Annotated in this window: 24 protein-coding genes and 1 tRNA gene; 11 read left to right on the top strand and 14 right to left on the bottom strand. The window is 52.6% G+C overall.

What is annotated here, in order from left to right; translation table 11 throughout:
* The first annotated feature begins 9 nt into the window (after positions 1–9).
* A complete protein-coding gene (locus ACTJIK_RS23025; RefSeq protein WP_440649891.1) occupies positions 10–1,434 on the top strand; it encodes a cation:proton antiporter domain-containing protein in 1,425 nt (474 codons plus the stop codon).
* Positions 1,435–1,555: 121 nt separating this feature from the next.
* Here the strand turns inward: ACTJIK_RS23025 and ACTJIK_RS23020 are convergent, their stop codons facing one another.
* The 9 genes from ACTJIK_RS23020 to ACTJIK_RS22980 all read right to left on the bottom strand — a co-directional run bounded on the left by ACTJIK_RS23020 (position 1,556) and on the right by ACTJIK_RS22980 (position 9,515).
* Positions 1,556–2,788, bottom strand: a complete 1,233-nt coding sequence (locus tag ACTJIK_RS23020; RefSeq protein ID WP_440649890.1) for a lytic transglycosylase domain-containing protein — start codon at positions 2,786–2,788, stop codon at positions 1,556–1,558.
* A gap of 16 nt (positions 2,789–2,804) precedes the next feature.
* The gene (gatA, locus tag ACTJIK_RS23015; protein ID WP_440649889.1) at positions 2,805–4,247 is read right to left on the bottom strand and encodes an Asp-tRNA(Asn)/Glu-tRNA(Gln) amidotransferase subunit GatA; all 1,443 of its coding nucleotides are present in this window, start codon (positions 4,245–4,247) and stop codon (positions 2,805–2,807) included.
* Positions 4,248–4,326: 79 nt separating this feature from the next.
* Entirely contained in the window at positions 4,327–4,554 is a 228-nt protein-coding gene (locus ACTJIK_RS23010) for a Sec-independent protein translocase subunit TatA/TatB (RefSeq protein WP_440649888.1), read from the bottom strand.
* Between the two features lie 330 nt (positions 4,555–4,884).
* Entirely contained in the window at positions 4,885–5,232 is a 348-nt protein-coding gene (gene rplS / locus ACTJIK_RS23005) for a 50S ribosomal protein L19 (protein WP_440649887.1), read from the bottom strand.
* Between the two features lie 84 nt (positions 5,233–5,316).
* Positions 5,317–5,997, bottom strand: coding sequence for a tRNA (guanosine(37)-N1)-methyltransferase TrmD (trmD, locus tag ACTJIK_RS23000; protein WP_440649886.1), 681 nt, complete (start codon positions 5,995–5,997; stop codon positions 5,317–5,319).
* Between the two features lie 14 nt (positions 5,998–6,011).
* On the bottom strand, positions 6,012–6,533 hold the full coding sequence (gene rimM / locus ACTJIK_RS22995) for a ribosome maturation factor RimM (protein ID WP_440649885.1): 522 nt from the start codon (positions 6,531–6,533) through the stop codon (positions 6,012–6,014).
* A gap of 78 nt (positions 6,534–6,611) precedes the next feature.
* Positions 6,612–7,070, bottom strand: a complete 459-nt coding sequence (gene rpsP, locus ACTJIK_RS22990; protein ID WP_120518808.1) for a 30S ribosomal protein S16 — start codon at positions 7,068–7,070, stop codon at positions 6,612–6,614.
* Between the two features lie 125 nt (positions 7,071–7,195).
* Positions 7,196–8,515 (bottom strand): signal recognition particle protein, encoded by a 1,320-nt coding sequence (gene ffh, locus ACTJIK_RS22985; RefSeq protein WP_440649884.1) that lies wholly within the window; start codon positions 8,513–8,515, stop codon positions 7,196–7,198.
* 130 nt (positions 8,516–8,645) lie between these two features.
* Positions 8,646–9,515: a sigma-70 family RNA polymerase sigma factor gene (locus ACTJIK_RS22980; protein ID WP_074240841.1), complete on the bottom strand. Its 870-nt coding sequence runs from the start codon at positions 9,513–9,515 to the stop codon at positions 8,646–8,648.
* 397 nt (positions 9,516–9,912) lie between these two features.
* On the opposite strand from ACTJIK_RS22980, the gene ACTJIK_RS22975 reads away from it, so the two are divergent.
* Positions 9,913–10,293, top strand: coding sequence for an START-like domain-containing protein (locus ACTJIK_RS22975; protein ID WP_346317569.1), 381 nt, complete (start codon positions 9,913–9,915; stop codon positions 10,291–10,293).
* Here the strand turns inward: ACTJIK_RS22975 and ACTJIK_RS22970 are convergent.
* Positions 10,290–10,892 (bottom strand): hypothetical protein, encoded by a 603-nt coding sequence (locus ACTJIK_RS22970; protein ID WP_440649883.1) that lies wholly within the window; start codon positions 10,890–10,892, stop codon positions 10,290–10,292. The genes ACTJIK_RS22975 and ACTJIK_RS22970 overlap by 4 nt on opposite strands.
* A 140-nt stretch (positions 10,893–11,032) precedes the next feature.
* Between ACTJIK_RS22970 and ACTJIK_RS22965 the strand changes: the two genes are divergently transcribed.
* The 3 genes from ACTJIK_RS22965 (at position 11,033) to ACTJIK_RS22955 (ending at position 14,926) form a co-directional block, all read left to right on the top strand.
* The gene (locus tag ACTJIK_RS22965; RefSeq protein ID WP_440649882.1) at positions 11,033–12,490 is read left to right on the top strand and encodes an LptF/LptG family permease; all 1,458 of its coding nucleotides are present in this window, start codon (positions 11,033–11,035) and stop codon (positions 12,488–12,490) included.
* Between the two features lie 37 nt (positions 12,491–12,527).
* Positions 12,528–13,205, top strand: a complete 678-nt coding sequence (locus ACTJIK_RS22960; protein WP_440649881.1) for a phosphatase PAP2 family protein — start codon at positions 12,528–12,530, stop codon at positions 13,203–13,205.
* An 83-nt stretch (positions 13,206–13,288) separates the two neighbouring features.
* Positions 13,289–14,926, top strand: a complete 1,638-nt coding sequence (locus ACTJIK_RS22955) for an ArnT family glycosyltransferase (RefSeq protein ID WP_440649880.1) — start codon at positions 13,289–13,291, stop codon at positions 14,924–14,926.
* Positions 14,927–15,104: 178 nt separating this feature from the next.
* Here ACTJIK_RS22955 and ACTJIK_RS22950 read toward each other — a convergent pair whose 3' ends face one another.
* On the bottom strand, positions 15,105–15,839 hold the full coding sequence (locus ACTJIK_RS22950) for a superoxide dismutase (RefSeq protein ID WP_440649879.1): 735 nt from the start codon (positions 15,837–15,839) through the stop codon (positions 15,105–15,107).
* A gap of 666 nt (positions 15,840–16,505) precedes the next feature.
* On the opposite strand from ACTJIK_RS22950, the gene ACTJIK_RS22945 reads away from it, so the two are divergent.
* Genes ACTJIK_RS22945 through ACTJIK_RS22925 form a run of 5 tightly spaced genes read left to right on the top strand, consistent with a single transcriptional unit; the run spans position 16,506 to position 22,046 of the window.
* Positions 16,506–17,612 carry a ThiF family adenylyltransferase gene (locus ACTJIK_RS22945; protein ID WP_440649878.1) on the top strand — a complete coding sequence of 369 codons (1,107 nt, stop codon included), beginning with the start codon at positions 16,506–16,508 and terminating at the stop codon, positions 17,610–17,612.
* A gap of 27 nt (positions 17,613–17,639) precedes the next feature.
* Positions 17,640–18,338, top strand: coding sequence for a hypothetical protein (locus tag ACTJIK_RS22940; protein WP_440649877.1), 699 nt, complete (start codon positions 17,640–17,642; stop codon positions 18,336–18,338).
* 35 nt (positions 18,339–18,373) lie between these two features.
* Positions 18,374–20,536, top strand: a complete 2,163-nt coding sequence (locus ACTJIK_RS22935; protein WP_440649876.1) for a sensor histidine kinase — start codon at positions 18,374–18,376, stop codon at positions 20,534–20,536.
* Positions 20,537–20,548: 12 nt separating this feature from the next.
* Positions 20,549–21,646, top strand: coding sequence for a sensor histidine kinase (locus tag ACTJIK_RS22930; protein WP_440649875.1), 1,098 nt, complete (start codon positions 20,549–20,551; stop codon positions 21,644–21,646).
* Entirely contained in the window at positions 21,630–22,046 is a 417-nt protein-coding gene (locus tag ACTJIK_RS22925) for a response regulator (protein WP_346317559.1), read from the top strand. The genes ACTJIK_RS22930 and ACTJIK_RS22925 overlap by 17 nt, the downstream gene beginning before the upstream one ends.
* Positions 22,047–22,136: 90 nt before the next feature.
* On the opposite strand, the gene ACTJIK_RS22920 is transcribed toward ACTJIK_RS22925, so the two are convergent.
* The 3 genes from ACTJIK_RS22920 to ACTJIK_RS22910 all read right to left on the bottom strand — a co-directional run bounded on the left by ACTJIK_RS22920 (position 22,137) and on the right by ACTJIK_RS22910 (position 25,667).
* Positions 22,137–23,633: a trypsin-like peptidase domain-containing protein gene (locus tag ACTJIK_RS22920; RefSeq protein WP_440649874.1), complete on the bottom strand. Its 1,497-nt coding sequence runs from the start codon at positions 23,631–23,633 to the stop codon at positions 22,137–22,139.
* Positions 23,634–23,710: 77 nt separating this feature from the next.
* The gene (locus tag ACTJIK_RS22915) at positions 23,711–24,946 is read right to left on the bottom strand and encodes a sensor histidine kinase (RefSeq protein WP_440649873.1); all 1,236 of its coding nucleotides are present in this window, start codon (positions 24,944–24,946) and stop codon (positions 23,711–23,713) included.
* Between the two features lie 46 nt (positions 24,947–24,992).
* On the bottom strand, positions 24,993–25,667 hold the full coding sequence (locus tag ACTJIK_RS22910) for a response regulator transcription factor (RefSeq protein ID WP_440649872.1): 675 nt from the start codon (positions 25,665–25,667) through the stop codon (positions 24,993–24,995).
* Between the two features lie 670 nt (positions 25,668–26,337).
* Between ACTJIK_RS22910 and ACTJIK_RS22905 the strand changes: the two genes are divergently transcribed.
* Positions 26,338–26,413 (top strand) — tRNA-Ala (locus tag ACTJIK_RS22905).
* Positions 26,414–26,547: the final 134 nt, after the last annotated feature.

Genomic DNA, 26,547 nt, shown 5'->3' with positions numbered 1-26,547 from the left:
CCTGTAAAAATGAAAAGGAGCCATCTGCTTTACCCCTTGATCATCGGTGCTTTCGCGCTGCTCACCTGGCTGATCATTGCCCGGGGCGAGAAGTTACCTGAACGTGCCGGCACCCCGCTTACCAATGCCGTAATACAACCCGCGCCCGCTGCGCCTGCCGCCGTGGATAGCAACGTGTTCACCGGCTTGCTGCAGCACGCCCGGCATCCGCTGAGCATCCTGCTCATGCAGATCATCGTGGTGCTTTGCGCCACCCGCGTTTTCGGGTTCCTCGCGCGAAAGATCAAACAGCCCGCCGTAGTAGGCGAGATCGCAGCGGGTATCATACTCGGCCCTTCGCTGCTCGGCTGGCTGTCTCCCGCCGCCATGCAGGCCATTTTCCCGGCGGGCTCCCTGCCTAACCTGCAGTTCCTCAGCCAGATCGGGCTGGCATTCTTCATGTTCATCGTAGGCATGGAACTGGATATCTCCAAAGTGCGCCAAAAAGCGCACGACGCGGTAATGATCAGCCATGCGAGCATTATCATACCGTTTTTTCTCGGCGTGTGCCTGGCGTATTTCACATACCAGCGATATGCGCCGCTGCATGTAAATTTCCTGTCGTTCGCATTGTTCATGGGCATTGCCATGAGCGTAACCGCCTTCCCCGTGCTGGCGCGCATTGTGCAGGAGCGCGGGCTTACCGGCACGCAGCTGGGCTCCATGGCTATCACCTGCGCCGCGGCAGACGATATCACTGCCTGGGGCATCCTGGCGGTAGTAGTGGCGATCGTAAAATCCACCGGGTTGCTGAGCGCCGTGGCGACCATCGGGCTGGCGCTGGTATTTGTACTGGCTATGCTGCTGGTGGTGCGTCCCTGGCTGCAGCGCAGGATGAGCAGGCTGACGGATACCAAAACCAAGGTGGCGCTGGGTTTCTTTGTATTGCTGATCGCAGGGTATCTTGCCGAAGTGATAGGCATCCACCTGCTGTTCGGCGCATTCCTGGCCGGGGTGATCATGCCCGCAGAGGCGAATATCAAACAAGTGCTGCAGGACAAGCTGGAAGACGTGAGCGTGGTGATCCTGCTTCCTATATTCTTTGCTTTCACCGGCCTGCGCACGCAGATCGGGCTGTTGAATGAAGGGCATCTCTGGCTGGTGTTCGCCGCTATTATGCTGGTGGCGGTTGCCGGGAAATTCGCCGGTTCTGCGCTCACCGCCCGCGTAGTGGGCCAGCCCTGGCCGGAAGCATTGTCTATCGGCGCGCTGATGAACACCCGCGGTTTAATGGAACTGGTGGTGCTGAACATCGGTTACGACCTCGGCATCCTTACTCCGCAGGTTTTCGCCATGCTGGTGCTGATGGCGCTGCTTACCACGTTTATGACCGGGCCGCTGCTGGATATTATCAATTTCAGCTACGCTGCGGGAAAACAGAAGGCTTTGCCTTGAAGCCGAAGTCCCCAGCGCGCCGTACGTAACATTCTGCAAATACGAAAGGCCTGTTGCCAGGCCGGTATCCAATAAAAAAAGGCCGCTGATGAAGCGGCCTTTTTGTGTATGTCTGAACTGACTATTTTCTTCTGCTGGTAGTTTTTTTACGGGTAGTGGTCTTTTTAGCCACAACTTTCTTTTTCGGGTTGGAATTCACTTCCGGCCTCTTAACGGGCGCCGGGAAGCGGGATTTATCAACCGTTGATGCTTTATCGTCCAGGGTGAGCTGGAGGGATTCTTTCAGGATCTCCTCTTTTTCTGCCTGGAAGAGCTTCATTTTTTCTTTCGGGATACGCAGGTCGTAGCTGTTGGTTTCGCTGGCCAGGGCTTGCGTGAAGCCGGGGTTCAGACGTTCCAGTTCAGCGGGTTCCATGGCCAGTTTTTTGGCGATGGCTTCGAGCCTGTATTTGCCGGAGATATTGAACTCTACGGTGTTAAACATATCGTCTTCGGTGAGCGGCGCCGCTTTGCGGAACTCCGCGGCGGTGGTCATACGGGCTGCGGGAGCAGCGGCGTAGTTGTCGCCCACACCGAAGAAGGTGTTGAAACGGTCCAGGATGTAGCCGGTGGCGATGAATTTGTATACATGCCCGCGGGACTCAGCCGGGAGGAAGTACTGGATGCCCCAGAAATCGCTCCTGCCACTGATCCTTTGCGCGCGCTGCACACCACCTGCGCCGCAGTTGTAAGCGGCTACCACCAGCAACCAGTCGTCGAACTGCTCGTACAGTTCGTTCAGGTATTTGGCGGCGGCTACGGTGGATTTATAGAAATCTTTCCTTTCGTCCACTTTTTTACCAACGCTCAGTCCGAAGATGCGGGCCGTACCGCTCATGAACTGCCACATGCCTACTGCGCCAACGCGTGAACGGGCATTGTAGGACATCCCGGATTCTATCACCGCGAGGTATTTCATTTCCGCGGGAATGCCGTGGTCTGAGAATACTTTTTCTATCATGGTGAAATACGGGGCCGAGCGCTCTACCATCACTGCAAGGTGACGGCTGTAGCGGGTCGCGTAGTCGTTGATATAACCTTTTACGAAGTGATTACCCAATTGTTCATACACCTTGGGGGTGCGAACCACCACGGGCATCGATTGTGCAGCCTGCTTCACCGCCTGGGAGGCGGGAGCGCCGCGCACGATCGTGTCTTTCGGCAGATGGGCGGATTTTTTTAAGGTAACGGAGGTATCGGCGTGTGCGTCCTGAACCGGAAGCACCATCTCCTTAGGGCTCCCATTGCTGGCGGCTACCGCACTGGTACTCCCCGCTAATGCCGGCAATAAGAGTAATAAAAAGACTTTCGTCATACGCTGTTGTTTGTTTTTAAATGTGTACTTGCTGCTCTTGCAATATGTTATGCGCTATCTGTAACAAGTTCCTTTCGTCAAACTCCTTCGTGATGATCTGCAGGCCGTAAGGCATTCCGTTTGAATGCCGGTGCAAAGGTACGGAAATCGCCGGAACCCCGGTCAGATTGGCCAATACCGTGTAAATGTCAGCCAGGTACATGGCTATGGGATCGTCCATTTTTTCGCCGATCTTAAAGGCCGTGCTGGGTACGGTAGGCAGCAGGATGGCGTCGTATTCTGACAAAATCTGCTGCATTTTCTCCATCACCAGTCTTCTTACCTGCTGTGCCTTCGTGAAATAAGCGTCGTAGTAACCGGCGCTCAGCACAAAGGTGCCCAGTAAGATACGGCGTTTCACCTCTTTTCCAAACCCTTCAGACCGGCTTTTCTTGTAGAAATCCGCCAGGTCCAGGTTCGTTCCGGGCGTACGGTAACCGTACTTTACCCCGTCGAACCGGCTGAGGTTGCTGGAGGCTTCCGCGGTGGTGAGCACATAATATGCGGCCACTACGTAATCCAGGTAATCGAAGTTCACCCCTTCTACGGTGTGCCCTTCTGCCTTTAATTGTTCAAAGAAACTTTCAAATCCCCCCCGCATTTCGGTATCCAGACCTTCATGGTGCAGGGCATCTTTCAAATACGCAAATTTCCGGCTTTTATTGTGCCGGAGATCAGCCTGGTAATCAGGAACTTCACTTTGAGAGGCTGTGCTATCATAGGCATCAGGCCCGGAAATGACTTGCAGAACCACAGCCACGTCTGCAATATTCGAGCCAAAAATGCCTATCTGGTCAAAGGAAGAGGCGTATGCAATCAGTCCGTGCCGCGATATTCTGCCATAAGTGGGCTTTAACCCCACGATACCACAGAAATCCGCCGGCTGGCGTACGGAACCGCCGGTATCGCTGCCCAGGCTTACCTGGCAGAGACGGGCCTGTACAGCTACTGCGGAACCGCCGGATGAGCCGCCCGGAACCCGGGTTTCGTCCAGCGCATTCAGCACTTTGCCATAGGCGGAGTTTTCGTTGGTACTGCCCATGGCAAACTCATCGCAGTTCAGGCGCCCGATGATAATGGCGCCTTCAGCCAGCAGCCTTTCGACCGCCGTTGCGGAATAAAGGGAGGTAAAGCCCTCCAATATCCTGGATGCGGCGGAAACCTTATGGCCTTTGTAGCAGATCACATCCTTGATGCCGACCACTACACCCGCCAAAAGGCCCGGGCGCTCTCCCTTCCGGATCTTCTCATCCAGGGAACGCGCCTGCGCCAATGCATCTTCTGTAAATACTTCTAAATAAGCATTGAGGTGCCGGGCCTGCTCAATCCTGTCAAGGTACATGCGCACCATGGACTCGCAGGTCGTTTTTCCGGCATACAACGCCTCGTGAAAAGACGATATACTGCTGAATTCAGTCAAACCCAAACCAGTTTAAATCTTACAATGGAGATTTCAAATGAAACGGGAAACCGCTGTGGCAGCCGCTCCCGGAGTTGGATTAGGCGTTTTTCTTAACTTCGCTTTCTTTCATGCCTTCTTCCATTTCACGACGCACATTGTCTTTGGCATCTTTGAATTCGCGGATACCTTTACCAAGACCACGCATGAGCTCAGGGATTTTTTTACCGCCGAAAAGGAGCAATACAACGGCAGCAATAAGGATAAGTTCGGTCATGCCTAATTCTTGAAAAAGTAATAATGGTGATTTAGCGAAAATAGCAGTCATTTCTCAGTTTTTAAAAGTTCAGCTAACAAAGGTAGGGTTTATTTCGGGCTTTTTCAATGTGCCAGGGCGTACTTTAATGAACTTTTAAGGTCCGCTAAAACAGCCATGGCGCGGTTCCGCAACGTCCTCCTCTTCCCTTGCCGGCACACACATATACCACAGGTAAGATACACTAATTTCCGGCCCGGCGGGCGCATTGCTGCAAAAAAATGACATTTCCCGGTGGAACCGGCTTCCCATTGCTGTTTCCGCCCCGTCATGTATTCTTTGGGGCATAAAAAAAGCGGAAGCCCGTCCGGACTCCCGCATACTAATTTCCCTGTATAAATACTAAACCCTTTTCTCTTTAATACGTGCAGCTTTACCCTGGCGTTCGCGCAGGTAATACAGCCTGGCCCTTCTCACTTTACCAACCTTGTTCACCACAATGGAATCAATGTTAGGAGAATACAGGGGGAACAGCCTTTCAACGCCCACACCGTCAGATATCTTACGAACGGTGAAAGAAGCGGTGAAACCATTGCCCTGGAGCTTCACTACGTCGCCTTTGAAGGATTGGATACGCTCCTTGTTCCCTTCTACGATCTTATAGTTAACGGTAACATTGTCACCGGCTTTGAATTTCGGAATTTGCTTGTTAGCAGTCAACTGCTCGTGAACAAAAGAAATCGCGTTCATCTTTCAATTATTTATAGGACGGCAAAGGTAAGGAACTATCTCCAAATACCAACACCTTTTCCCGGTTTTTATAAAAATAATGTTCTAATCGTGTTTCAGCAGGTCAGGCCGGCGCTCTTTTGTGCGTTTTACCGCCTCATCGTGCCGCCATTCCTCAATTTTCCGGTGATCGCCGCTCATCAGCACCGCAGGCACCTTCCAGTCGCGGAAGGTTTCCGGGCGGGTATATACCGGGGGCGCCAGCAGGTTATCCTGGAAGGAGTCGAACAGTGCCGAGGTCTCATCGTTCAGCACCCCGGGCAGCAGCCGCCCGATGGCGTCCACCACTACGGCCGCGGCCAGCTCCCCGCCGGACAAAACGAAGTCGCCGATAGAGATCTCCATGGTCACGAAATGCTCCCTCACCCGCTCGTCTATCCCCTTGTAATGACCGCAGATCAGCAGCAGGTTACCCTTGAGGCTCAGGCGGTTGGCCATTTTCTGGTTAAAGGTCTGTCCGTCCGGTGTAAGGTAGATGATCTCGTCGTAGACCGTTTCCTTCTGCAGGGCCTCGATCGCGTTCACCAGCGGCTCTATCATCATCACCATACCGGCGCCGCCGCCAAATTGGTAATCGTCCACCTGGTTCTGGCGGAAGTTAGAGTATTTACGCAGGTGATGCACATTTACTTCCAGTAAACCCTTGTCCCTGGCCCGTTTCATGATAGAATGGGCAAAAGGGCTTTCCAGCAGCTCTGGCAATACCGTGATGATGTCTATCCGCATGCTATGTTGATTGATCAGCCTAAATATATATCCAGCAAGCCTTCCGGCAGCTCAAGCCGTACCAGCTGCTGCTTTTTGTCCACTTTCAGCAGCGTTTGCTCATTCAGCGGCAGCAGCATTTCCTTTTCGCGGTAGGTAACCTTGGCCAGCACCTGGTGGGGCATTTCGATGATCTCTTCTATCTGTCCCAACGGGCCGTGCACGCTGTCTTCCACCTGGTAGCCCAGCAGCGACAGCGGGGCGGAGCCCGAAGCCTGCGCCTTGAAGTCCGCCTCTTCCAGGTATACGCCCTTTTGCAGCATGTTCCTGGCGGCTTCGCGGGTATCGATGCCTTCCAGCTTGACGTATACGTGCTCGGCGTCCTTGGCTTTGGCTTTCTGGAGGAAATACGGCAGGAAGCTGTCTTTCCGCTCTTCGATAAAAACAGCGGTAACGTCTTTCAGGGCGGTGCGTTTGCCGAGGCTGTGGCGGAGAATGAATTCCCCTTCCGTGCCGTAGGTGGCGCTCAGCTTGCCGATATTGAAATAATTAGCCATTGAACAGGTACCTTGTAAAAGCAGAAAGGGAATCTTTGCGAACAAATATTCCCTTTCTGAATGATGTTATGTTCCGGATTATGCTTCAGGTGCTTCGCCTTCAGCAGCAGGAGCGCTGGGAGCTACGTCCTCAACTTTCCTTACAACCGGTGTAACAGCGCGTACAGCCCTTTTCTGGCTTTCGCGGCGTGCAGATACTTTCTCTTCGTGGTCAGCCTGCCATTGCTCAAACTTGGTGTAAGCGGTAGGCTCGTCGAACAGACCGAGTTTAACCCCTCTGAGAAGGTGTTTCAAATACAGTACGCCTTTGAAGGACAGGATACGCCTAACAGTATCGGTCGGCTGTGCGCCTTTCTGCAGCCAGCGGAGCGCTTTCTGCGTATCGATATTGATAGATGCGGGTACTGTCAAAGGATTGTAAGTACCGATTTTCTGGATGAATTTACCATCCCTGGGCGCGCGGGCATCAGCCACAACAATAAAGTAAAAAGGTCTCTTTTTCGCGCCGTGTCTCTGTAATCTGATCTTTACTGGCATAAATAAGTCGAATTATTTTTTGCGAGTTGTTAAAAAATATTGTTTCTAATTCGGGCAGCAAATGTAGCGCTAAAAATGAAATTCTCAAAACAAAAATTAACTACATAATTTACTGCCATATCTTATTATCTCATCTTTAGTCCTTTAGCCCCACCTGGCATCTTATTCATCATTTTCATCATCTGGCGCATCTGCTCAAATTGTTTCATGAACTGGTTCACGTCCTGGATCTCCTTCCCGGCCCCTTTTGCGATCCTCCTGCGGCGGCTGCCGTCTATCAGGTCGGGGTTCCCGCGCTCGGCGGGGGTCATGGAATTGATCATCGCTTCAATGCCTTTGAAGGAATCGTCGCTGATGTCCAGGTCCTTCACGGCTTTGCCCACGCCGGGGATCATGCCCAGCAGGTCCTTGATGCTGCCCATCTTTTTGATCTGCTGCAGCTGCTCCTTGAAGTCGTCGAAGTCGAACTGGTTCTGGCGGATCTTCTTTTCCAGCTTTTTGGCCTGTTCTTCGTTGAACTGCTCCTGCGCTCTTTCCACGAGGGTGGTGATGTCTCCCATCCCCAGGATACGCTGGGCCATACGCTCGGGGTAAAATACGTCCAGCGTGTCCAGCTTTTCGCCCATGCTCACGAACTTGATGGGCTTCTGTACCGTGTAGGTGATGGTGAGGGCCGCACCGCCGCGGGTATCGCCGTCCAGCTTGGTGAGCACGATGCCGGAGAAGTCCAGCCGCTCGTTGAACGCCTTGGCGGTGTTCACGGCGTCCTGGCCGGTCATGGAATCCACCACGAACAGGATCTCGTGCGGGTTCACCGCTTTTTTCACATTGGTCACCTCGGTCATCATCACTTCGTCTACCGCCAGGCGGCCGGCGGTATCGATGATCACGACGTTGCTCCCCTGGGCTTTCGCGTGTTTGATGGCGTTTTCGGCGATCTGCACGGCGTTTTTGTTCTCAGGTTCGCTGTATACTTCCACCCCTATCTGCCCGCCCAGCACTTTCAGCTGGTCGATCGCCGCGGGACGGTAAATATCCGCCGCCACCAGCAAGGGTTTCTTGTTTTTCTTCGTTTTGAGGAAATTGGCCAGTTTGCCGGAGAAGGTGGTCTTACCCGAACCCTGCAGGCCTGCAATGAGGATCACGACGGGATTGGCCTTGAGGTCCAGCTCGGATTCCGTGCTGCCCATCAGTTCCACCAGCTCGTCTTTCACGATCTTCACCATCAGCTGGCCGGGAGAAATGGCGGTGAGTACCTTTTCGCCCATGGCCTTGTCTTTCACCTTATCGGTAAAATCCTTGGCTATTTTATAGTTCACGTCCGCATCCACGAGGGCCCGGCGGATCTCTTTCACCGTGGTGGCAATGTTGATCTCCGAGATGCGGCCTTCCCCTTTTAGTTGTTTGAAGGCCCCTTCGAGCCGCTCTGATAATGATTCAAACATAAATTATGCTGGTAAAAATTTTGGACTGCAAAAATACGGTTTCTATAAACTAAAAAAGTAAAAAAGATGGCTGGCATTGCGTCCGAACCTTCTTTTTTACTTTTTCAGCTTGTTTTCTTTATCAACCGGCTCAGCCTCCCAGGTAGTTGCGCAGCAGTTTGCTGCGGCTGGTGGTGCGGAGCTTGGTGATGGCTTTATCTTTGATCTGGCGCACCCTTTCGCGGGTAAGGCCGAATTTTTCGCCGATGTCTTCGAGGCTCATGGGATGTTCCACGCCGATGCCGAAATACAGCATGATCACGTCTTTCTGCCGGTCGGTGAGGGTGCTGAGGGAACGTTCGATCTCGCGGCGGAGGGAATCGTGGTGATCCAGCTCTTCGTCTGCGCTAACGGCGTTCGGGTTTTCGAGCACATCCAGCAGGGAGTTGTCTTCCCCGTCTATAAAAGGCGCGTCCATGGACACGTGGCGGGCGGCAACGCCCAGGGTGGCTTCTACCTCTTCCGTATTGATCTCGAGGATGGTGGCCAGCTCGTCGGGAGAGGGCTCACGCTCGAATTCCTGTTCCAGTTGTGAATATGCCTTGCTGATCTTGTTGGACAGGCCCACTTTGTTCAGCGGGAGGCGAACGATGCGGGATTGTTCGGCCAGGGCCTGGAGGATGGATTGACGGATCCACCATACAGCATAGGAAATGAACTTAAAACCGCGGGTTTCATCGAAGCGCTGTGCGGCTTTGATGAGGCCGAGGTTGCCTTCATTGATAAGATCAGAAAGGGATAAGCCCTGGTTCTGGTACTGCTTTGCAACAGATACCACGAAACGCAGATTGGCTTTGGTCAGCTTCTCTAAAGCCCTTTGGTCCCCTTGTTTAATGCGGATTGCCAGATTCACTTCTTCTTCCGGCGTAATGAGATCCACTTTGCCGATCTCCTGCAAATACTTTTCTAGCGACTGTGATTCACGATTCGTGATGGACTTCGTGATTTTTAGTTGGCGCATTGACATAGCATGGGAACAGTTACAGGTTATTAATAAGTTAATTTAGAAGAATGCTAGACAAAAATAACTTTTTTTAGATACCACCCAAAAAAAATTAGGCCCCGTTGAATCATGTTCAAGCTAAATCGATTGTTGGCTGTAGATATTCGTGTTATATGGAATTACCATATATTGATGCAGAATTCACCCTGAGTCTTAAAAAACGGGCCGGAAAGCCTGAATAATAAGGTAAAGGACTGTCCCATACATAATCGGAAAACTACATATTTCAAATTATGCTCAGGTTTGAGAATGAAATAGTTAATATATCGAAAATTTTCTAAAATTTATTTTGATAGGATGAAAAAATTTCTATAATTGCAGGCAGATGATTTTGATTTATTAATAATACTGTGCGATGTCAAAGAAAGTGCAATATGAGTTAGAATATCCGGTTCGGTGCTCTCCAAGTATCCTATATGAATTTCTTTCCACCCCGGCAGGCTTGCAGGAATGGTTTGCAGATAAAGTAGATTTCCGTGATAATGTTTTTTCTTTTTCCTGGAATGGATCAACAGAAGAGGCAGAAGTAATGGAACAGGAGGAAGATGAGTTCATCCGTTTACACTGGCTACACGCTCCCAAAAATGAATTCTTCGAATTCAGGATCCAGATTTCCGAAGTTACCAATATGACCATACTGGTGATCAGAGATTTCGCCGAAAAGAAAGAAGTGGCAGATCAGAGCCAGCTGTGGGATTACCAGATCAAAGACCTTTTCCACCGCATCGGCAATTAGCCCCTTTCCCCGTTCAATAATTCCAGCAGGGCTGCATATTCATCCGCTGCAGCGGGTACTATCCTACCCCACTCCTCTAAGTCATACTGTTTTGCGAGCTTCACGAAAGGCTTTTGCACCAGCGATCCCCATTGCGCAGGTGTGAACGAACCCGCCGTGCGGAAATTATCCTGGCCGAAATGATGCTGCCACGGATCGTCCTGCACGCAGGCGTACCAGCCCGCATCCGCCAGCCGGTCCTGTAAAACGTGCAGCCGTTCCCGGTACCCGCCCAGCGCTTCGCCGGCCAGGTGCAGCGTGATGCTGAAGAACCGGCCCCACCAGAAAAAGGTGCGGCAGGCGAAAATGCTTTCACGGCTGAACGCCCGCGGGTAGTCCAGCATCACATAAGGCAGCCCCTGGTACTGCTCTCCCCTGCTGATCTTCGGCGGCTGCAAGGTTTCCTCCGCCACCGCGCGGATCACCGGCGCCGCGGCCATCGTTTCCTGCAGCGCCCCGAAAAGCCCGTACACCTTGTCGATGATCCGGTTCTTCGTAAGAAGCCAGTCCGCATCCCGGACCATCTCCATTTCCCTGTTGTTCAGCTCAAATGTGCCCATGGAAATAAATTAACGGTTTTTTGATTTACCGCCGCATCCAGCTTCAGGGAATCGTGTTAACTTTGTGCGGCTGGTTTACAAAAGTATATTGAAACCCAGCCAGTTTCACATTTTTCAATTTTAATTTCCGTTGAGCGGTTGTGAAGAAACTCGATAAACTCATCATCAAGACCTTTGTGGGGCCGTTTGTGGCCACCTTTTTCGTGACGCTCTTTGTGCTCATCATGCAATTTGTATGGAAGTACATAGACGACCTGGTGGGCAAAGGACTGGATACGCCGGTGATCGTGGAGCTGCTGGTCTACACCAGCGCCAGCCTGGTGCCGCTCGCCATGCCGCTGGCCGTGCTGCTTTCTTCCATCATGACCTTCGGCAACCTCGGTGAAAGTTTCGAGCTGGTAGCCATCAAATCCGCCGGCATTTCGCTGCTGCGCTTCATCAGGCCGCTGTTTTTCCTTTCCGCCGTCATCGGCACGGGCGCGTTCCTCTTTGCCAATTACGTGATACCCGTTGCCAACCTGCGCGCCAAATCACTGCTGTACGACATCACACAGTCCAAACCCGCCTTCAACATCAAGCAGGGCGTGTTCTACAACGATATTCCCGGCTATTCCATCAAAGTGGCCAAAAAAGACCCGGACAACAAGACCATCCACCAGGTGATGATCTACGACCGTAGCCCTTCCGGCGGCAACAGCGGCGACGAGCGGCTGATACTCGCAGAGAAAGGCACCATGGAGCTCACGCCGGACAAACGGTATCTCAACTTCACCCTGGAAAACGGCTGGCGCTTCGAAGAAAGGAGCAGCAACCGCGGCTCCGGCAGCAACAACGAGCTGATCCGCCTCGGCTTCAAAACATATAAAAAACCCTTCGACCTGAAAGTGCTCGCGTTCGACCGCCTGCCACTGGATGCCTTCGCTTCCAACCAACAGATGCTGAACGTGCGCCAGCTGAACGAGGGCATCGATTCCCTCCGCCGCATCGATTCTTCGTATATCCGTACCGTTCATGCCTACGTAACCACCCGTTACCCTTTCTACAAATGGAAAGATACCGGCTGGCTGGCTTCTGCGCCGCCACTGAAAACGGATAACTTCTACGAAGTGATCCCCGAAAAATCGCGGCGCCTGGTGCTGGAGCGCGTGGAATCCAATCTCCGCGAAACGGAAACCTCGCTTACCGTCAGCGCAAAAGATTATACGGACAACAGGAGCAAGATCGCGCTCTTTAAAGTGGAATGGCAGCGGAAATTCTCCCTCGCCGCGGCATGCATCGTGATGTTCCTCATCGGCGCGCCGCTGGGCTCCATTATCCGGAAAGGCGGTTTGGGCACCCCGCTGGTATTTGCAGTGATATTCTTCGTGATATTCAACATATTCTTCATGACGGGCGAAAAGATGGCGAGGAAAGACGTAATGACGTCCTGGAGCGGCATGTGGCTGGCCAACATCGTCCTTTTACCGATAGCGGGCTTCCTCGTGTATAAAGCGATGAACGATTCGAACCTGTTTAACAAAGAAGCCTACTACAGAGCATTTCAGACACTGAAAAAATACATACAGCGGCGGCGTAGCCAGCATGAGATAAGCGCTTAGCCGTTACTGACCACATTGCGGACCTACAACTATTACTATGTTCTACACCCTGGTAACACTGGTGCAGAAGAACCGTTATTTTTTTATTCCATTCCTGCTATGGATAATCTTTGGCGGTATCCTGCTATCCCTGTGCTCTAAAGAAGCCTTATTTCTCGCGGTCAATGGCCTGCACAATCCCGTTTCAGACGTTCTTGCCACTATCGCCACTTACCTCGGCGACGGCCAGACCTACGCCGTTCTCCTCCTCATCCTGCTGATCAGGCGCCAGTGGCGGCCTTTCCTGATCAGCGCTTCCATCCTTGCTTTGGTGACCCTGCTGGTTTGCACGGCCAAAAATGTTTTCGACGAGCCCCGCCCTATCACCTATTTTGCCGACACTTCGATACTGCATACCGTGGCCTGGATGCCGCCCCATGCATGGAACAGCTTCCCTTCCGGCCATACTTCCACCGCCTTCGGGCTGTGCTGCTTCCTGGCCATCTGGTGGGAAAAGAAAGAGATGGGCCTCCTGCTTTTCGCCCTGGGCCTGGCTGCGGCACATTCGCGGATGTACCTCTGCCAGCATTTTTTCGAGGATGTGTATACCGGCAGCATGATCGGCGCTTTCAGCGGTATTTTCATCTATGGACTGTTTGAGCTCAGAAAGACGGGCACGCCGGGTACTACATGTCCCCGCGGAACCGTTATTACACCGACTGCAGGCGTAGCCTGAAACAGCCGGTTCATTATTCCATTTCTTACGAACCAAACGCTTACCTGCCCGGCACGCAGTGAAGCAACAAACCGTACATCCTGATGAAATATCTGTTGATAGCTCTTGCAGCCGCCCTGTTATTTATTCCTTTCCTCGGCGCCGTTCACCTTTTCGACTGGGACGAGATCAATTTCGCGGAAGCCGCGCGGGAGATGATCGTGACCGGTAATTATTCACAGGTGCAGATAGACTTCTCCCCTTTCTGGGAAAAGCCGCCGCTGTTCATCTGGTTCCAGGCGCTGAGCATGAAACTCTTTGGCATCAACGATTTTGCCGCGCGTTTCCCCAATGCCGTTATCGGCATCGCCACGCTGCTCACCTTTTATCATATCGGGAAAAAACAGGTGGATGAAAAGTTCGGCCTGTGGTGGGCTTTGGTGTACGCGGGCAGCTGGCTGCCGCATTTTTATTTCAAGTCCGGCATCATCGATCCCGCTTTCAACTATTTTATATTCCTCGCCGTTTATTTCGCCTACCGCGTTGGTTTTGCCGAAAAAGCCCTCAGAATGGCGGCTTTCAGCGGTATATTCCTTGGCCTGGCGGTGCTCACAAAAGGGCCGGCGGCCATTCTGATCTCAGGGCTCACGCTCGTGGCGTATTGGGTTTACAACAAGTTCCGCATCCACCTCCGCTGGACGCACCTGCTGGTCATTGCCGGCTGCGCAATGGCTACCACCCTGCTGTGGTTCGGTTACGAGATAGCCAGCCATGGCATGTGGTTCGTGGAAGAGTTCGTAAAATACCAGTGGCGCCTGTTCTCCACCCCGGATGCGGGGCACGACCAGCCATTCTTTTATCACCCGCTGGTGCTGCTGATCGGCTGCTTCCCGGCGAGCCTGTTCCTTTTCAGCTATTTCACCACGGCGCGCACACGGTCCATTTACCTGTCGCAACCCGCCGAAGATAAGGATCTGCGGGTATGGATGTGGGTGCTGTTCTGGGTGGTGCTGATACTATTCAGCATTGTAAAAACCAAGATCGTGCATTATTCCTCCCTTTGTTATTTCCCGCTCAGCTACCTCGCGGCCTTGCAGGTGTACCGTTTGCTGGAAGGGAAGTTCACCCTCAAAGCCTGGAACATTTCCCTGATCCTGGTTATCGGCCTCGTGCTGGGGCTGGCCATAGGGCTGCTGCCGCTGGTGGGTATTTACCGGCAGGAGCTGATCCCGCACATCGGCGACCGCTTTGCCAGGGCGAACCTCCAGGCGGATATTCCTTTCAGTTTCGGCGAAATGGCTTACGGCCTTATATATATGGTGTTGGTGATCGTGAGCTGCGTGCTGCTGTTCCGTAAAAAGATGCAGCAGGGCCTGCTGTGCCTTTTCATCAGCAGCGTGGTGATGATCCAGGTGACCGTGCTGCATTTCGTGCCGAAGGTGGAAGGCTTCAGCCAGCGCGCCGCCATTGAATATTATCAATCCTTTATCGGGAAGGACGTGTATGTGAAGCCGTTGAGCTATCACAGCTATGCACACCTCTATTATACAAGGAAGCAACCCAGTACGAACAAAGCGTATTACACCGATAAACAAAGCCGTGAAAAATGGCTGCTGGAGGGAGATATAGACAAACCCGCCTATTTCATCTGCCGCATCACCGATGCGGAACCCTGGCGGCAGCATCCCAACCTGGAAGTGACCGGCGAAAAGAACGGGTTCGTGTTCTTCAAAAGAAAGTAAGCTTACTTGTTGACCCGGGAAAGCCCGCTAACGCTAAAAGCCCGTCATTGCGAGAAGCAGCGGAGCCAGAATGGGTGGGGCGACGAAGCAATCTCTTGCATTGAATTNAATATATGGAGGAGATTGCTTCGTCGCGCTCCCGCACAAATCCTCCGCTGCTTCTCGCAATGACGGTGCGCTATTTTTTCAGTGCTTCCGTATACAGCTCATTCACCGTATTCCAGTTCACCACTTTCCAGAAGGCCGCGATGTAATCCGGGCGCTTGTTCTGGTGTTTCAGGTAATAGGCGTGCTCCCATACGTCGAGGCCGAGGATGGGGGTGCCGGGCTCTTTGGCCAGGTTGGTCATCAGCGGATTGTCCTGGTTGGGGGTGGAAGTAATGGCGAGCTTGCCGCCGTTCTGCACAGTGAGCCATGCCCAGCCGCTGCCGAAAACGCCTTTGGCGGCGTCGGCGAATTTGGTCTGGAAAGCGTCCTGTGAGCCGAAAGCGCTGTTGATAGCCTGCTGGAGCTCCGCTGAAGGGGATGATTTTCCCGGGGCCAGCAGCGTCCAGAAGAGGCTGTGGTTGTAGTGGCCGCCGGCGTTGTTGCGCACGGCTGCGTCCGCAGCGGTCACCTTGCCGAAGATCTCGCCCAGGCTGAGGCCGGCGAAAGCGCCTTCTTTCACTGCGTTGTTCAGATTGGTAACGTAGGTAGCATGATGTTTTCCGTGGTGGATCTCCATGGTGAGCTTGTCGATATTAGGCTCCAGGGCATCCGTGGCGTATGGCAGCGGCGGCAGTACGAAGGGGGGCTTGAGGGCGAGGAGACTTTTATTGTCTGCGGGCCCTCCGGCGGCCCAGGTGGCGGAGGGGTTTGCAAGAGCGGCAATCCCTGCCATTCCGGCCAGTTTTATGAATTCTCTTTTATTCATATGAAAATATTAATGTTACAAATCTATAATTTAACAGAACAAAGGGAAGCAAATTTTACACCAATGTGAAGGTGGTTGAAAGGAAAACTGACATAATATTATCGTTATTTTTGCTAACTGATTAAAATAAAGTAGGAGATTATAGTTTAATTTGAAATTAATTGCTATTTTACTTTTATATTCATGTGTTGTTGTAGTAGTATTTTAATCATTTTCGAAAGATGAAGCTATTTATCCCTGGAATAAGGCTTTACCCTTCCCCGGACCGGATTTCGACGAAGGGAAACCTGTACTTCCTTGACCGGCGGCAGCCGTCACTCGTCCATCCCCCGCAAATGTTGAATGTAGTTCTTGATTTTTCTTCAGTTCATTATTTATAATTATAACCGCTTTTCCTGCAAGGGGAAAGTTTTGACACAGATATTTACATAACCCGGCCAAAGGGTCCGGAAGCCATTTGTATTTTAGACTTTAATCTAATATTCACTTATTGCTTGTTTATAAGCCTGGGAGAGGATGTGAATTTGAAATATCCCCTTCCCCGGAAGAAAAAGATTTTTGGTGAATGATCCTTATACCTTTGAAGTAAAAAAATAACCTAACGAAGCTAGAAGGAGCACCAGGCAAAGCAGAATTGATCACCAGTTAAATGAGAGTGGAGGCAGCATGACAATCCAGGAACGAATACAGCAGACACAACAGCATGAGCGCTTAACCTATACGCCAGTATTTTTTGAGACCATCCGGAAAGAGGATAAGGAGGCACTGCTGCGTTTACTGCGGGACAATCCGCAGATCAGCGTGTTTGACGAGCTTCACAGCCAGCTGAAGGAGCTGGTCAAGATCAGCCATCCTACCCGCAGCCTCACAGCGGCTGAAACAGCCGGGGCCATTGAGGCGCATCTCGGCGGGGTTCAGCCGGAAGATTATGGCGTTTGGGTATATTATCCCTGGTCCGGCAAGGTCGTTCACCTGCTGGGCAGGGAAGAGTTCATCGCGCTGCGTACGTCCCGCAACATGCATAAGATCACCGCCGAAGAAAGGGATCAGCTGGCTCAGAAGAAGATCGGCGTTATAGGCCTGAGCGTGGGGCAGACCATTGCGCTTACGCTGGCCATGGAAAGGGTTTGCGGCGAACTGAGGTTGGCGGATTTTGACGCGGTGGAGCTGACCAATATGAACCGCCTGCGCACGGATGTTTCCAGCCTGGGTATGCCCAAAGTGATCGTGGCCGCCCGCGAAATTGCCCAAATGGATCCTTTCCTCACCGTGAAATGTTACACAGACGGTGCTACCGAAAATAACCTGGACAGCTTCCTGACCGAAGGCGGCAAGCTGGATATACTCGTGGAAGAATGCGACGGCATAGACGTGAAGATACTCAGCCGCCAGAAGGCCAAAGCCCTGCAGATACCCGTGGTGATGGACACCAATGACCGCGGGATGCTGGATATTGAGCGGTACGACCTGGACCCGGATTACCCGATGCTCCATGGCCTTATCCCGAAAATAGACGACCTTGGTTCGCTCCGCCACCTCACCAACGAGGAAAAAGTGCCCATTCTTGGCCCTATGGCGGGCTTCGCCGATATGAGCCAGCGGATGAAATATTCCGTGGGGCAGATCGGCAAAACAATTACGACCTGGCCGCAGCTGGCATCGTCTGTGATGCTTGGAGGTGCAATGGTAACTGATACATGCAGGCGCATACTGCTGGATCAGCTGAGGGTCTCGGGCCGGTATTATGTGGATTTTGATCAACTTATTCAATAATGCCCCTGTAAATAAAAGAAGCAACCAATGAGCGCACCGATTAACGTAAGGGCTTTTTTCGCACCGGATGATCCGGAGGCGGCTATGCGGTTCTACGAAGGCCACAGTAAATTGTTGCAGATATACTTTGGTATTACCAAGATCACGTCCGGCAATGTGGACTGGATCAACCATAGAAATACCGTAGTAGTGATCGTGGAAGACGATACCGGCACCAAAACCTACGGCGGGGCGCGGGTGCAGATGGCAGACGGCGTGCTGCCCCTGCCCATCGAAACGGCAATCGGGAAATACGATCCTAAAATATATTCAGATGTAAAGATCGGCAGTGCGGAGATCTGCGGCTTGTGGAACTCGAAGGAAGTGGCCGGCATGGGCATCGGGAGCCTCATCCTCAGCAGGGTGTGCGTAGCGCTGATGACCCAGCTGCCTGTGGACAATGTGCACGTACTCTGCGCCCCCGTTACCACCCGCGGGGCCAAGCGCGTGGGCGCCGTGATAGATACCTCCCTCGGCAACGAAGGCGTGTTCTATTACCCGAAAGACGACCTGGTGGCTACCGCGATGATCATCAGGGACATTCACGAAGTGTCCAGCGCCGACCCCGGCGAGCGGGAGCTGATCCGGAACCTGCGCAGCAACCCCAACCAGGTGAGAACCGAAACAGGGCCCAAGGGAACTTTTGAAGTGAATTACCTGCTCGGCCTGCCGCAAATGGTGCAATAATCTGTTATGTTTGCATAATACAATCCCGTTTTGAGATGCCTATACGTTTTTTTGTTCTGTTTTTCCTGGCCCTCCTCGGGCATGGGAGCATTTTTGCATCGGAACCGGTAGTATTCAGAGACAGCTCTAAGCTCATGCAGATCGGGCAATCTCTGGACCTTTACCGGGACAGTACCAACCTGCTTACCATCGATCAAATCCGTAAACAGCATTTCGCCCCCACCGGCCAGGAGGTGCCCAACCTCCAGATCTCCCCGTTTTCCAACTGGGCCCGTTTTTATATCAAAAATGAAACAACCCTTGCCCGGCTGCTGCTGGAAGTGGAATACCCGACCATAGACGAGGTAACCCTTTACGAGGTGCTGCCCTCGGGCGGCTACCGCATCCTGAGCCTGGGCCAGTTCCAGCCCTACCACAACCGCCCGTACGATCACCAGAACTACATCTACCCGCTGGATATCCCGCATGGCGAAACCCGCGAATTTTACCTGAAAGTACGCGCCGGCGAACAGGCCCAGCTGCCCGTTTACCTCGGCGCCGAAACCACTCTCAACGTAAAGAACACGGAAAGGAACTTCATATTCGGGTTGTACATCGGCATTATTCTCGTAATGGCCCTTTACAACTTCTTCATATTCCTGACCACCAAAGACAGGAGCTACCTTATCTACGTAACCTACATCATCTGCGTTGGCCTCACCCAGGCTTCCCAGCAGGGTTATACCTTCCGGTTCCTCTGGCCGGAAAGCACCTGGCTGGCACAGCACGATACACTGATCATCCCCGTGCTGAACGGTATTACCGCGGCGCTCTTTATACAATCGTTCCTCCATACCAAAGAACGGTACAAGCTGGGCCATAAAATACTTACCGGCGTCGTGATCGCCTATTCGCTCGTATTCATACCCACCTTCCTGGATATGCAGTTCGTGGCCAATATGATGACGCAGATCACAGCCATGACCGCTTCGCTCGCCGCCATGTTCATCGGCGTGGTGGTGGCCCGTACAGGTTTTATCCCCGCGCGTTATTTCCTGCTGGCCTGGGGCATCTTCCTCACCAGCGTGTGTATCTTCGTGATGCGGAACTTCAATATCCTGCCATACAACGACTTTACCTATTACGCGCTCCAGGTGGGCTCCGCCGCAGAAGTGACCCTGCTGTCGTTCGCGCTGGCCAACAAGATCAACATCTACCGCAAGGAAAAAGAAGAATCGCAGGCCATGGCCCTCCGCATATCGCAGGAAAACGAGCAGCTCGTACGCGAACAGAACGTTGTGCTGGAAAACAAGGTGGCGGAACGGACCGAAGCCCTCCAGCAATCCAATAAAGAGCTCAACCGCGTGCTCAACAACCTCAAAGAAGCGCAGACGCAGCTGGTGGAATCTGAAAAAATGGCTTCCCTCGGTCAGCTTACCGCAGGTATCGCCCACGAGATCAACAATCCCATCAACTTCGTGACCAGCAATATCAAGCCGCTGAAGCTCGATTTCGAGGACCTCAAAGCCCTGCTGCGCAAATATGAGTCCATCAGCCCCGAAAATAACGTGCAGCAGCAGCTTAGCGAGATAGAGCAGTTCAAGCAGCAGATAGATATCGATTATGTGCACACCGAGATAGAAACGCTCATCAAAGGCATCGAAGACGGGGCCAACCGTACCGCTGAGATCGTGAAAGGATTGCGCACCTTCAGCCGGCTGGACGAGAGCGACCTGAAGTTCGTGGACATCCACGAAGGCCTCAACTCCACCATGGTACTGCTGCGCAACAACATTCCCAAGAACGTGACCGTGTATTACAACTACGGGGAACTGCCCAAGATCGAGTGTTTCGCCGGCAAGCTGAACCAGGTGTTCCTCAACATCATCAACAATGCCCTGAACGCCATCAAAATGAAACCCGTGCAGGGCGAGGAGAGCCTTACCATCAGCACCAGGCTGGAAGACAACAAGATGGTGAGCATCAGCATCAGGGATTCCGGCATCGGCATGACCGAAAAGGTGAAAGAGAAGATATTCGAGCCGTTCTTCACCACCAAAGACGTTGGGGAAGGAACCGGCCTTGGATTATCCATCGTATTTAGTATCATTGAGAAGCATCATGGAAAGATAGTGGTTGAATCGGAGCCGGGTAAAGGAGCGGAATTTATTATATATTTACCCCAGAATGTGCCGATTGCCCAAAGTCAAGCGTCCTAATACAAGACCCTCATGAAAAATAACCGTATCAGAATTCTGTACATCGACGACGAAGTGCATAACCTCAATGCGTTCCGCGCCAATTTCCGGCGGAGCTACGAGATATATACTGCCAACTCGGCTGCTGAAGGCCTGCAGGTACTAAAGGGGATTGAAGTACACATCATCATAGCGGACCAGAAGATGCCCACCACCACGGGCGTGGAGTTTTTTCACCAGATCAAGGAAGTGCTGCCGGACCCCATCAGGATACTGCTGACCGGTTATACCGATGTGGAAGACATCATAGACGCCATCAACAAAGGGCACATCTTCTCGTACATCAAAAAACCCTGGGACGAACACGAGCTTTTCAAAACCATCAATAACGCCTACGAGATCTATTCCGCCCGCAAGCAGCTGAAAGAAAAGGTACTGGAGCTGGAAAAGACCAACGACGAGCTGAACCGCTTTATCTATTCCACCTCCCACGACCTCCGCGCGCCGCTTATGAGCGTGCAGGGGATCATCAACCTCAGCCGGCTGGATAATACGATGACGGACCCGCAGGGATATATGGGCATGATCGAAGTGTGCATCACCCGGCTGGACAGCTTCATCCAGAAGATCATCGAATACTACCGCAATTCCCGCCTCGACCTTGAATACGAGAAGATCGACTTCAACCTGTTGATCAACGACTGCATCGACACGTTCAAGCACCAGAACACCTCGATCAATTTCAATGTAAAAGTGGACCAGCTGGTGCCTTTTAAAGGTGATTTTTTCAGGATCAGCGTTATTTTGAACAATCTCATTTCCAATGCCGTTAAATATCAGAAGCCTGACGAATCAAGTCCGCAGGTAAATCTGTCTGTCAAAGTGGAGCCGCATAAAGCCACCATCCGCATCGAGGACAATGGTATCGGCATTTTAAGCGAGCATTTAAGCAATATTTTCAAGATGTTCTTCCGCTCCAAGAACAATAACAAGCCGGGCAGCGGCATAGGTCTGTATATTGTAAAAGAAGCCCTGAGCAAGATCGGCGGCACCATTGGTGTTGATTCCCGCTATGGTGAAGGCACCCAATTTGAAATTTCGATTCCAAACAGAAATGAATTCGATACCTGATCTTCGCGTAATATTGATAGACGATAACGACATCGATCTGCTGTTGCATGAGCGGCTGATATCTATTCAGCAGCTCAGCCATACCATTCTTTCGTTCAGCAATGCCAACAAAGCGCTGGAGTTCCTTTCCAGCAACATCACCCTGCCGCACATCCCGCCCACGGTCATTCTCCTGGACATACAAATGCCCGAGATGGACGGCTTCGAATTCCTCCGCTCCTTCGATTCGTACCCGCAAAAGATCAAGAACCAGTGCTACATTATTATGGTGTCTTCTTCGCTGGATTTCGGGGATATTTCCCGCACCAACGCCAACCCGATGGTGATCAGGCTGCTTAAAAAGCCGCTCCAGCCCAAGGAGCTGAAAGAAGTGATCGAGAATATCTTCAGGGAACAATAAACCTTCTTGCATAAAAAAGGCTTCTTCATAAAGATGAAGAAGCCCTCCCATTTATATATAGTTAACCCCCAGTTATAAAAGATGCGTTTATCAGTAGTCGTTGATACCGTAGAAATAAATTCTGCCGCTGCCCGGGTAGGTGCCTTCCAGCTGGAAGTTGCCGCTTTGCCTGCTCAGCGCCGCTTTCAGCTCTTCCACCGTTCTCACGGGAATGCCGCCTGCTTTGGTGATCACGAAGCCGGGTTTCATATTCGTCTGGTCGCCCAGCACGCCGTCTTCGCTGATGTCCGTCACTTTCACACCGCCGGCAATGCCCATGCGGGTTGCTTCCTGCCTGGAAAGATCTTCGAACTGGCCGCCCAGTGATTCGATGATGGCGCTGCCGGAGCGGGTGCCTGCAATGGCGCCCATCTTGCCTTTCAGCGTGGCGTTCACCGTGCTTTCGCTGCCGTTCCTGCTATAGGTCAGGCTTACTTTATCGCCGGGTTTCAGCGTGGCGATCTTCTCGGAGAGCTGTGAGCCGGAGCTTACCACCGCATTGTTCACCCTGGTGATCACATCGCCCTGCTTGATGCCTGCCGCTGCGGCTGCGCCGCTGGGATCGGTGCCGGCTACGAATACGCCGTCCACATCGTCTTTAATGCCCAGTTCTTTTTTCTGCGCATCGTCCAGGTTCTCAGGCGCCATGCTGATGCCGAGATAACCGCGCTGCACGCTGCCGAACTGCTTGATGTCGTTGATCACTTTTTTCATCAGGTTGGCGGGAATGGAATAGGCATACCCTGCGTAAGAACCTGTGGGTGAGGCGATCGCCGCGTTGATGCCGATCAGCTCGCCATTGGTGTTCACCAGTGCGCCGCCGCTGCTGCCGGGGTTCACCGCGGCGTCCGTTTGCAGGAAAGCCTCCACGGGAGCCGTTCCCTGGCGGTTGATCCCGATGTTGCGGGATTTGGCGGAAATGATGCCCTGGGTCACGGTCACATCCAGGTTCAGCGGGAAGCCGATGGCCAGCACCCACTGCCCCAGCTTTACATCGTCTGAGTTGCCGATGGCAACGGCGGGGAGGTTCCTGCCGTCTATCTTGATCAGCGCCAGATCTGTATTCGGATCTGTGCCGATCACTTTGGCCTTGTAATTCTTGTGGTCGCTCAGGGTCACGGTGATGTCCGTCGCATTGTCTACCACGTGGTTATTGGTAACGATGTACCCGTCTTCGCTGATGATCACGCCGGAACCGGAGGCCCGCTGTTCAGGGCGGCTGAACTGCCGGCGGCCGCCGCCGTCGCCAAAGAAGTGGCGGAAAATATCGTCTTCCCCGTCGCCGAAGGGGTTTTGATTCCCCGCGGTCTGTTTGTATTGAACGAGGGTTTTAATATGTACAACAGAAGGCACTGCCGCGCCTGCCGCTCTTTCAAAATCTACTGGCTGGGCCGCCGGCGCGCCGGTGTAGGCCGTTTTGATCAGGGGCTGGGTGGAGTCTTGTGCGATACTGTCGTAAAGATCACCGGTCTTTCCGCTGAAAGCGAAAGCGCCGGCTGTAAAAGCCGCGGCCATGAGGCCGCCTGCAAGAAGATTTCTTTTATTCATAGTATCCAGTTTAGATGGTGTAAAAATCACCGCCCATTCTGAATACATTCTGAATACCGGCAGGCTGCCGGGAAGAATTAACTTTTCATTTGCACTGTGAAGGAATGGTATTGATTTTCATAGGCGTAACGGATGCTGAAGCCGTAGAGGGCGCATATTTTGTTCACGATCTCCAGCCCAAGGCCCATGCTGTCCGCATCCGCGCTGCTTTTCGCGAAGCGTTCGAATATCCGGTCTTCCGGCAGGGCGTAGGGCTGCCCGGTATTGCGCACGCTGAAGGCGCCGTTGGCGGTCTTCACGATGATCCTGCCGCCGGGGATATTGTGACGGATGGCATTAGAGAGCAGGTTGCCCAGCAATACTTCCAGCAGGGTGGGGTTAATGGTTACGGTGATGTCGTCGAGCCAGTCTTTTTCCAGCCGCAGGTCTTTTTGTTCAATCTGGGGCTGGTATTGGCGGAGCAGGTGTCCGGCGGTCTTTTTCACGGCGATCTCTTCTGTTTCGGGGAACTGCCCGTTCTGGATGCGGGTAAGGAGGATGAGCCCTTTGTTCAGCCGGGCCATGCGCTGGCTGGCGGTGGCGAGGTCCGTGATCAGTTCAGCCTGTTCTTCCGTGAGCGGGTCCGTTTGCATGAGCAGTTCCAGCTTCCCCTGGAAAATGGCCAGGGGCGTACGCATTTCGTGAGAAGCGTTCTCCGCGAATTCCTTTTGCGCCACGTATGCTTTGCGGCTGCGCTCCGCCAGCTGTTCCACGGCGGTGTTCAGCTCCCTGAATTCAGCCACGGCGGAACCACCAAGGTGCAGGGGGGCCGCGTCGTCCACTTTATAGGCCCGCAGCTTGCGGAGGGTTTGGTAGAAAGGTTTCCAGATGCGCCGGGAAAGCCCCTGGTTCACCAGCAGCAAGCCTGCCAGCAATAATATGAGCAGCACGCACTGCAGCACAATGATGCTGCCGATCAGTTTCTGGTGGTTGGCCAGGGAGGATTTGATCTGCAGGCGATAAGTTTCCTGGTTGATCACCAGGTGGGAGGAAAGCAGGCGGTGCGATTCGGAGGTATAAAGGGAATCCGGCGCCTTTCCGCCCTGTGATTTTTCCAGCGTCACATCGTTGTTGAGCAGGGGATTGGGGGCGCCCGGCTTTATTTCCATCACCTGTAGCCGCGGTATCAGCTGGGTTTTGGTGGCCACGAGGCTTGCGTCGATATTGGCGATCACGATCCTTCGCAGCACCAGGTAAAATACAGGTACAGCCACCAGCAGCAGCACCATGCTGAGGATGAAATAATACTGTATGGTTTTGTTTAATAGTTTCATCAGTAATTATTTGTCTTTTTCAGCAACCTGATGGACCTCCGGTTCATTACACCTCCATTTTATAGCCCATGCCGTATACCGCTTTGATACGGTCCTGCCAGCCGGCGCCGGCCAGCTTGCGGCGGAGGTTTTTCATATGGGCGTAAATGAAATCGTAGTTATCGAACAGCCCCTCCCCGTCCGCACTGAGGTGCTCTGCGATCGCATGTTTGCTCACCACGCGGTTGCGGTTGGTGAGCAGGTACAACAGCAGGTCATATTCCGTGCGGGTAAGCTCCACGGGCTGGCCGTTCACCTGCACGGTGCGGGCCTGTGTGTTGAGGGTAAGTTCTTCCGCTTCCAGCAGGCTGTTGCCGGAAAAGCGGCGGCGGCGGATCACCGCGGCTATGCGCGCGCTCAGCTCCGAAAGGTGGAAGGGTTTGACGAGATAATCGTCCGCCCCCAGCTGCAGCCCTTTGATACGGTCGTCTATGGAATCGCGGGCGGAAATGATGATCACACCGTCTGTTTTATGATTTTCCTTGAGAGCCTGCAGAACATACAGGCCATTGCCGTCCGGCAGGGAGATATCCAGCAGGATGCAGTCGTAGTCGAAACTCTCGATCTTGTCCAGCGCCGTTTTACGGTCGGGCGCCAGCTCGCAGGTGTAATTTTCCGCCTGGAGATAAGCGGCAATGCTCTTGCCCAGGGCCAGTTCGTCTTCGATGATCAGGATCTTCATTTTTTCCCGTTGGATGATGAATATACTAAAAAAAACAGTCCGCGGAATTGCTTCTGCGGACTGTAAGGATCCATCATTATTAACAAATTGGCAGGCCTTGTGTTTGCGGGAAGGCCGGAGCGGCGCCATAGCTTCAATTATGGCGCCGTGGCCTTTAAAAACTGAAAATGGTTGGTTTTGGATTTTACAGGATAGTGTCAGGCGGTTGCGGGATCGGCGGCGCCGGATAATTTACCACCAAGTAATACAAGGCGCTACTTCCCCCGCAGCCTGACAAAGGCTTTATGATTAGGTTCAATGATGTTTCCGGGTTTTACATTCGCGTGCAACACGAACAGGAGCGGGAGCACACCACAAAACGCAAATGACTATTCATGAGCTGATGCATTTAAGAGTTAAAAGCTGCCGCCGTTGCCGGCAGAGCTTGTGAATGTTTGTGGTGGTAAATTATATACTCTATTATTTCTGTAGAATATGTAGGCAAATATACAACTTGAATGAATACTTCCAAATTTTGCAGGGGGAAAATTTCGGGGGAAAGGATAAGTAGGGTTTGTCACCCGCGGAATGCGGCCCCGCTGGCCGAAAGGGCCTGCTGCGGCCGAAACGGCTGTGTTTCAATATTTTTTTTTGTTTATTCGAAAAAGCGGCTAAATTTGCACTCCGTTCCGGGGGGTTAGCTCAGTTGGTAGAGCGCTTGCATGGCATGCAAGAGGTCAGGGGTTCGACTCCCCTATCCTCCACCAGAATAAAAAGCCTTTGAGATTCAAAGGCTTTTTTACCTAAAGTATTTAGAGCTTTGGAAGAGCGTCCCGAAAACAAATTTTCCCGGCCTTGCTGCCCGGCTGTCAGTCCCGCCCGTGTAACATCCTCCGCCCGT

The organism is Chitinophaga sp. 22620, from assembly GCF_052044405.1.
Taxonomy (GTDB): Bacteria; Bacteroidota; Bacteroidia; order Chitinophagales; family Chitinophagaceae; genus Chitinophaga.
This window is presented reverse-complemented; position numbering and strand designations above follow the sequence as displayed.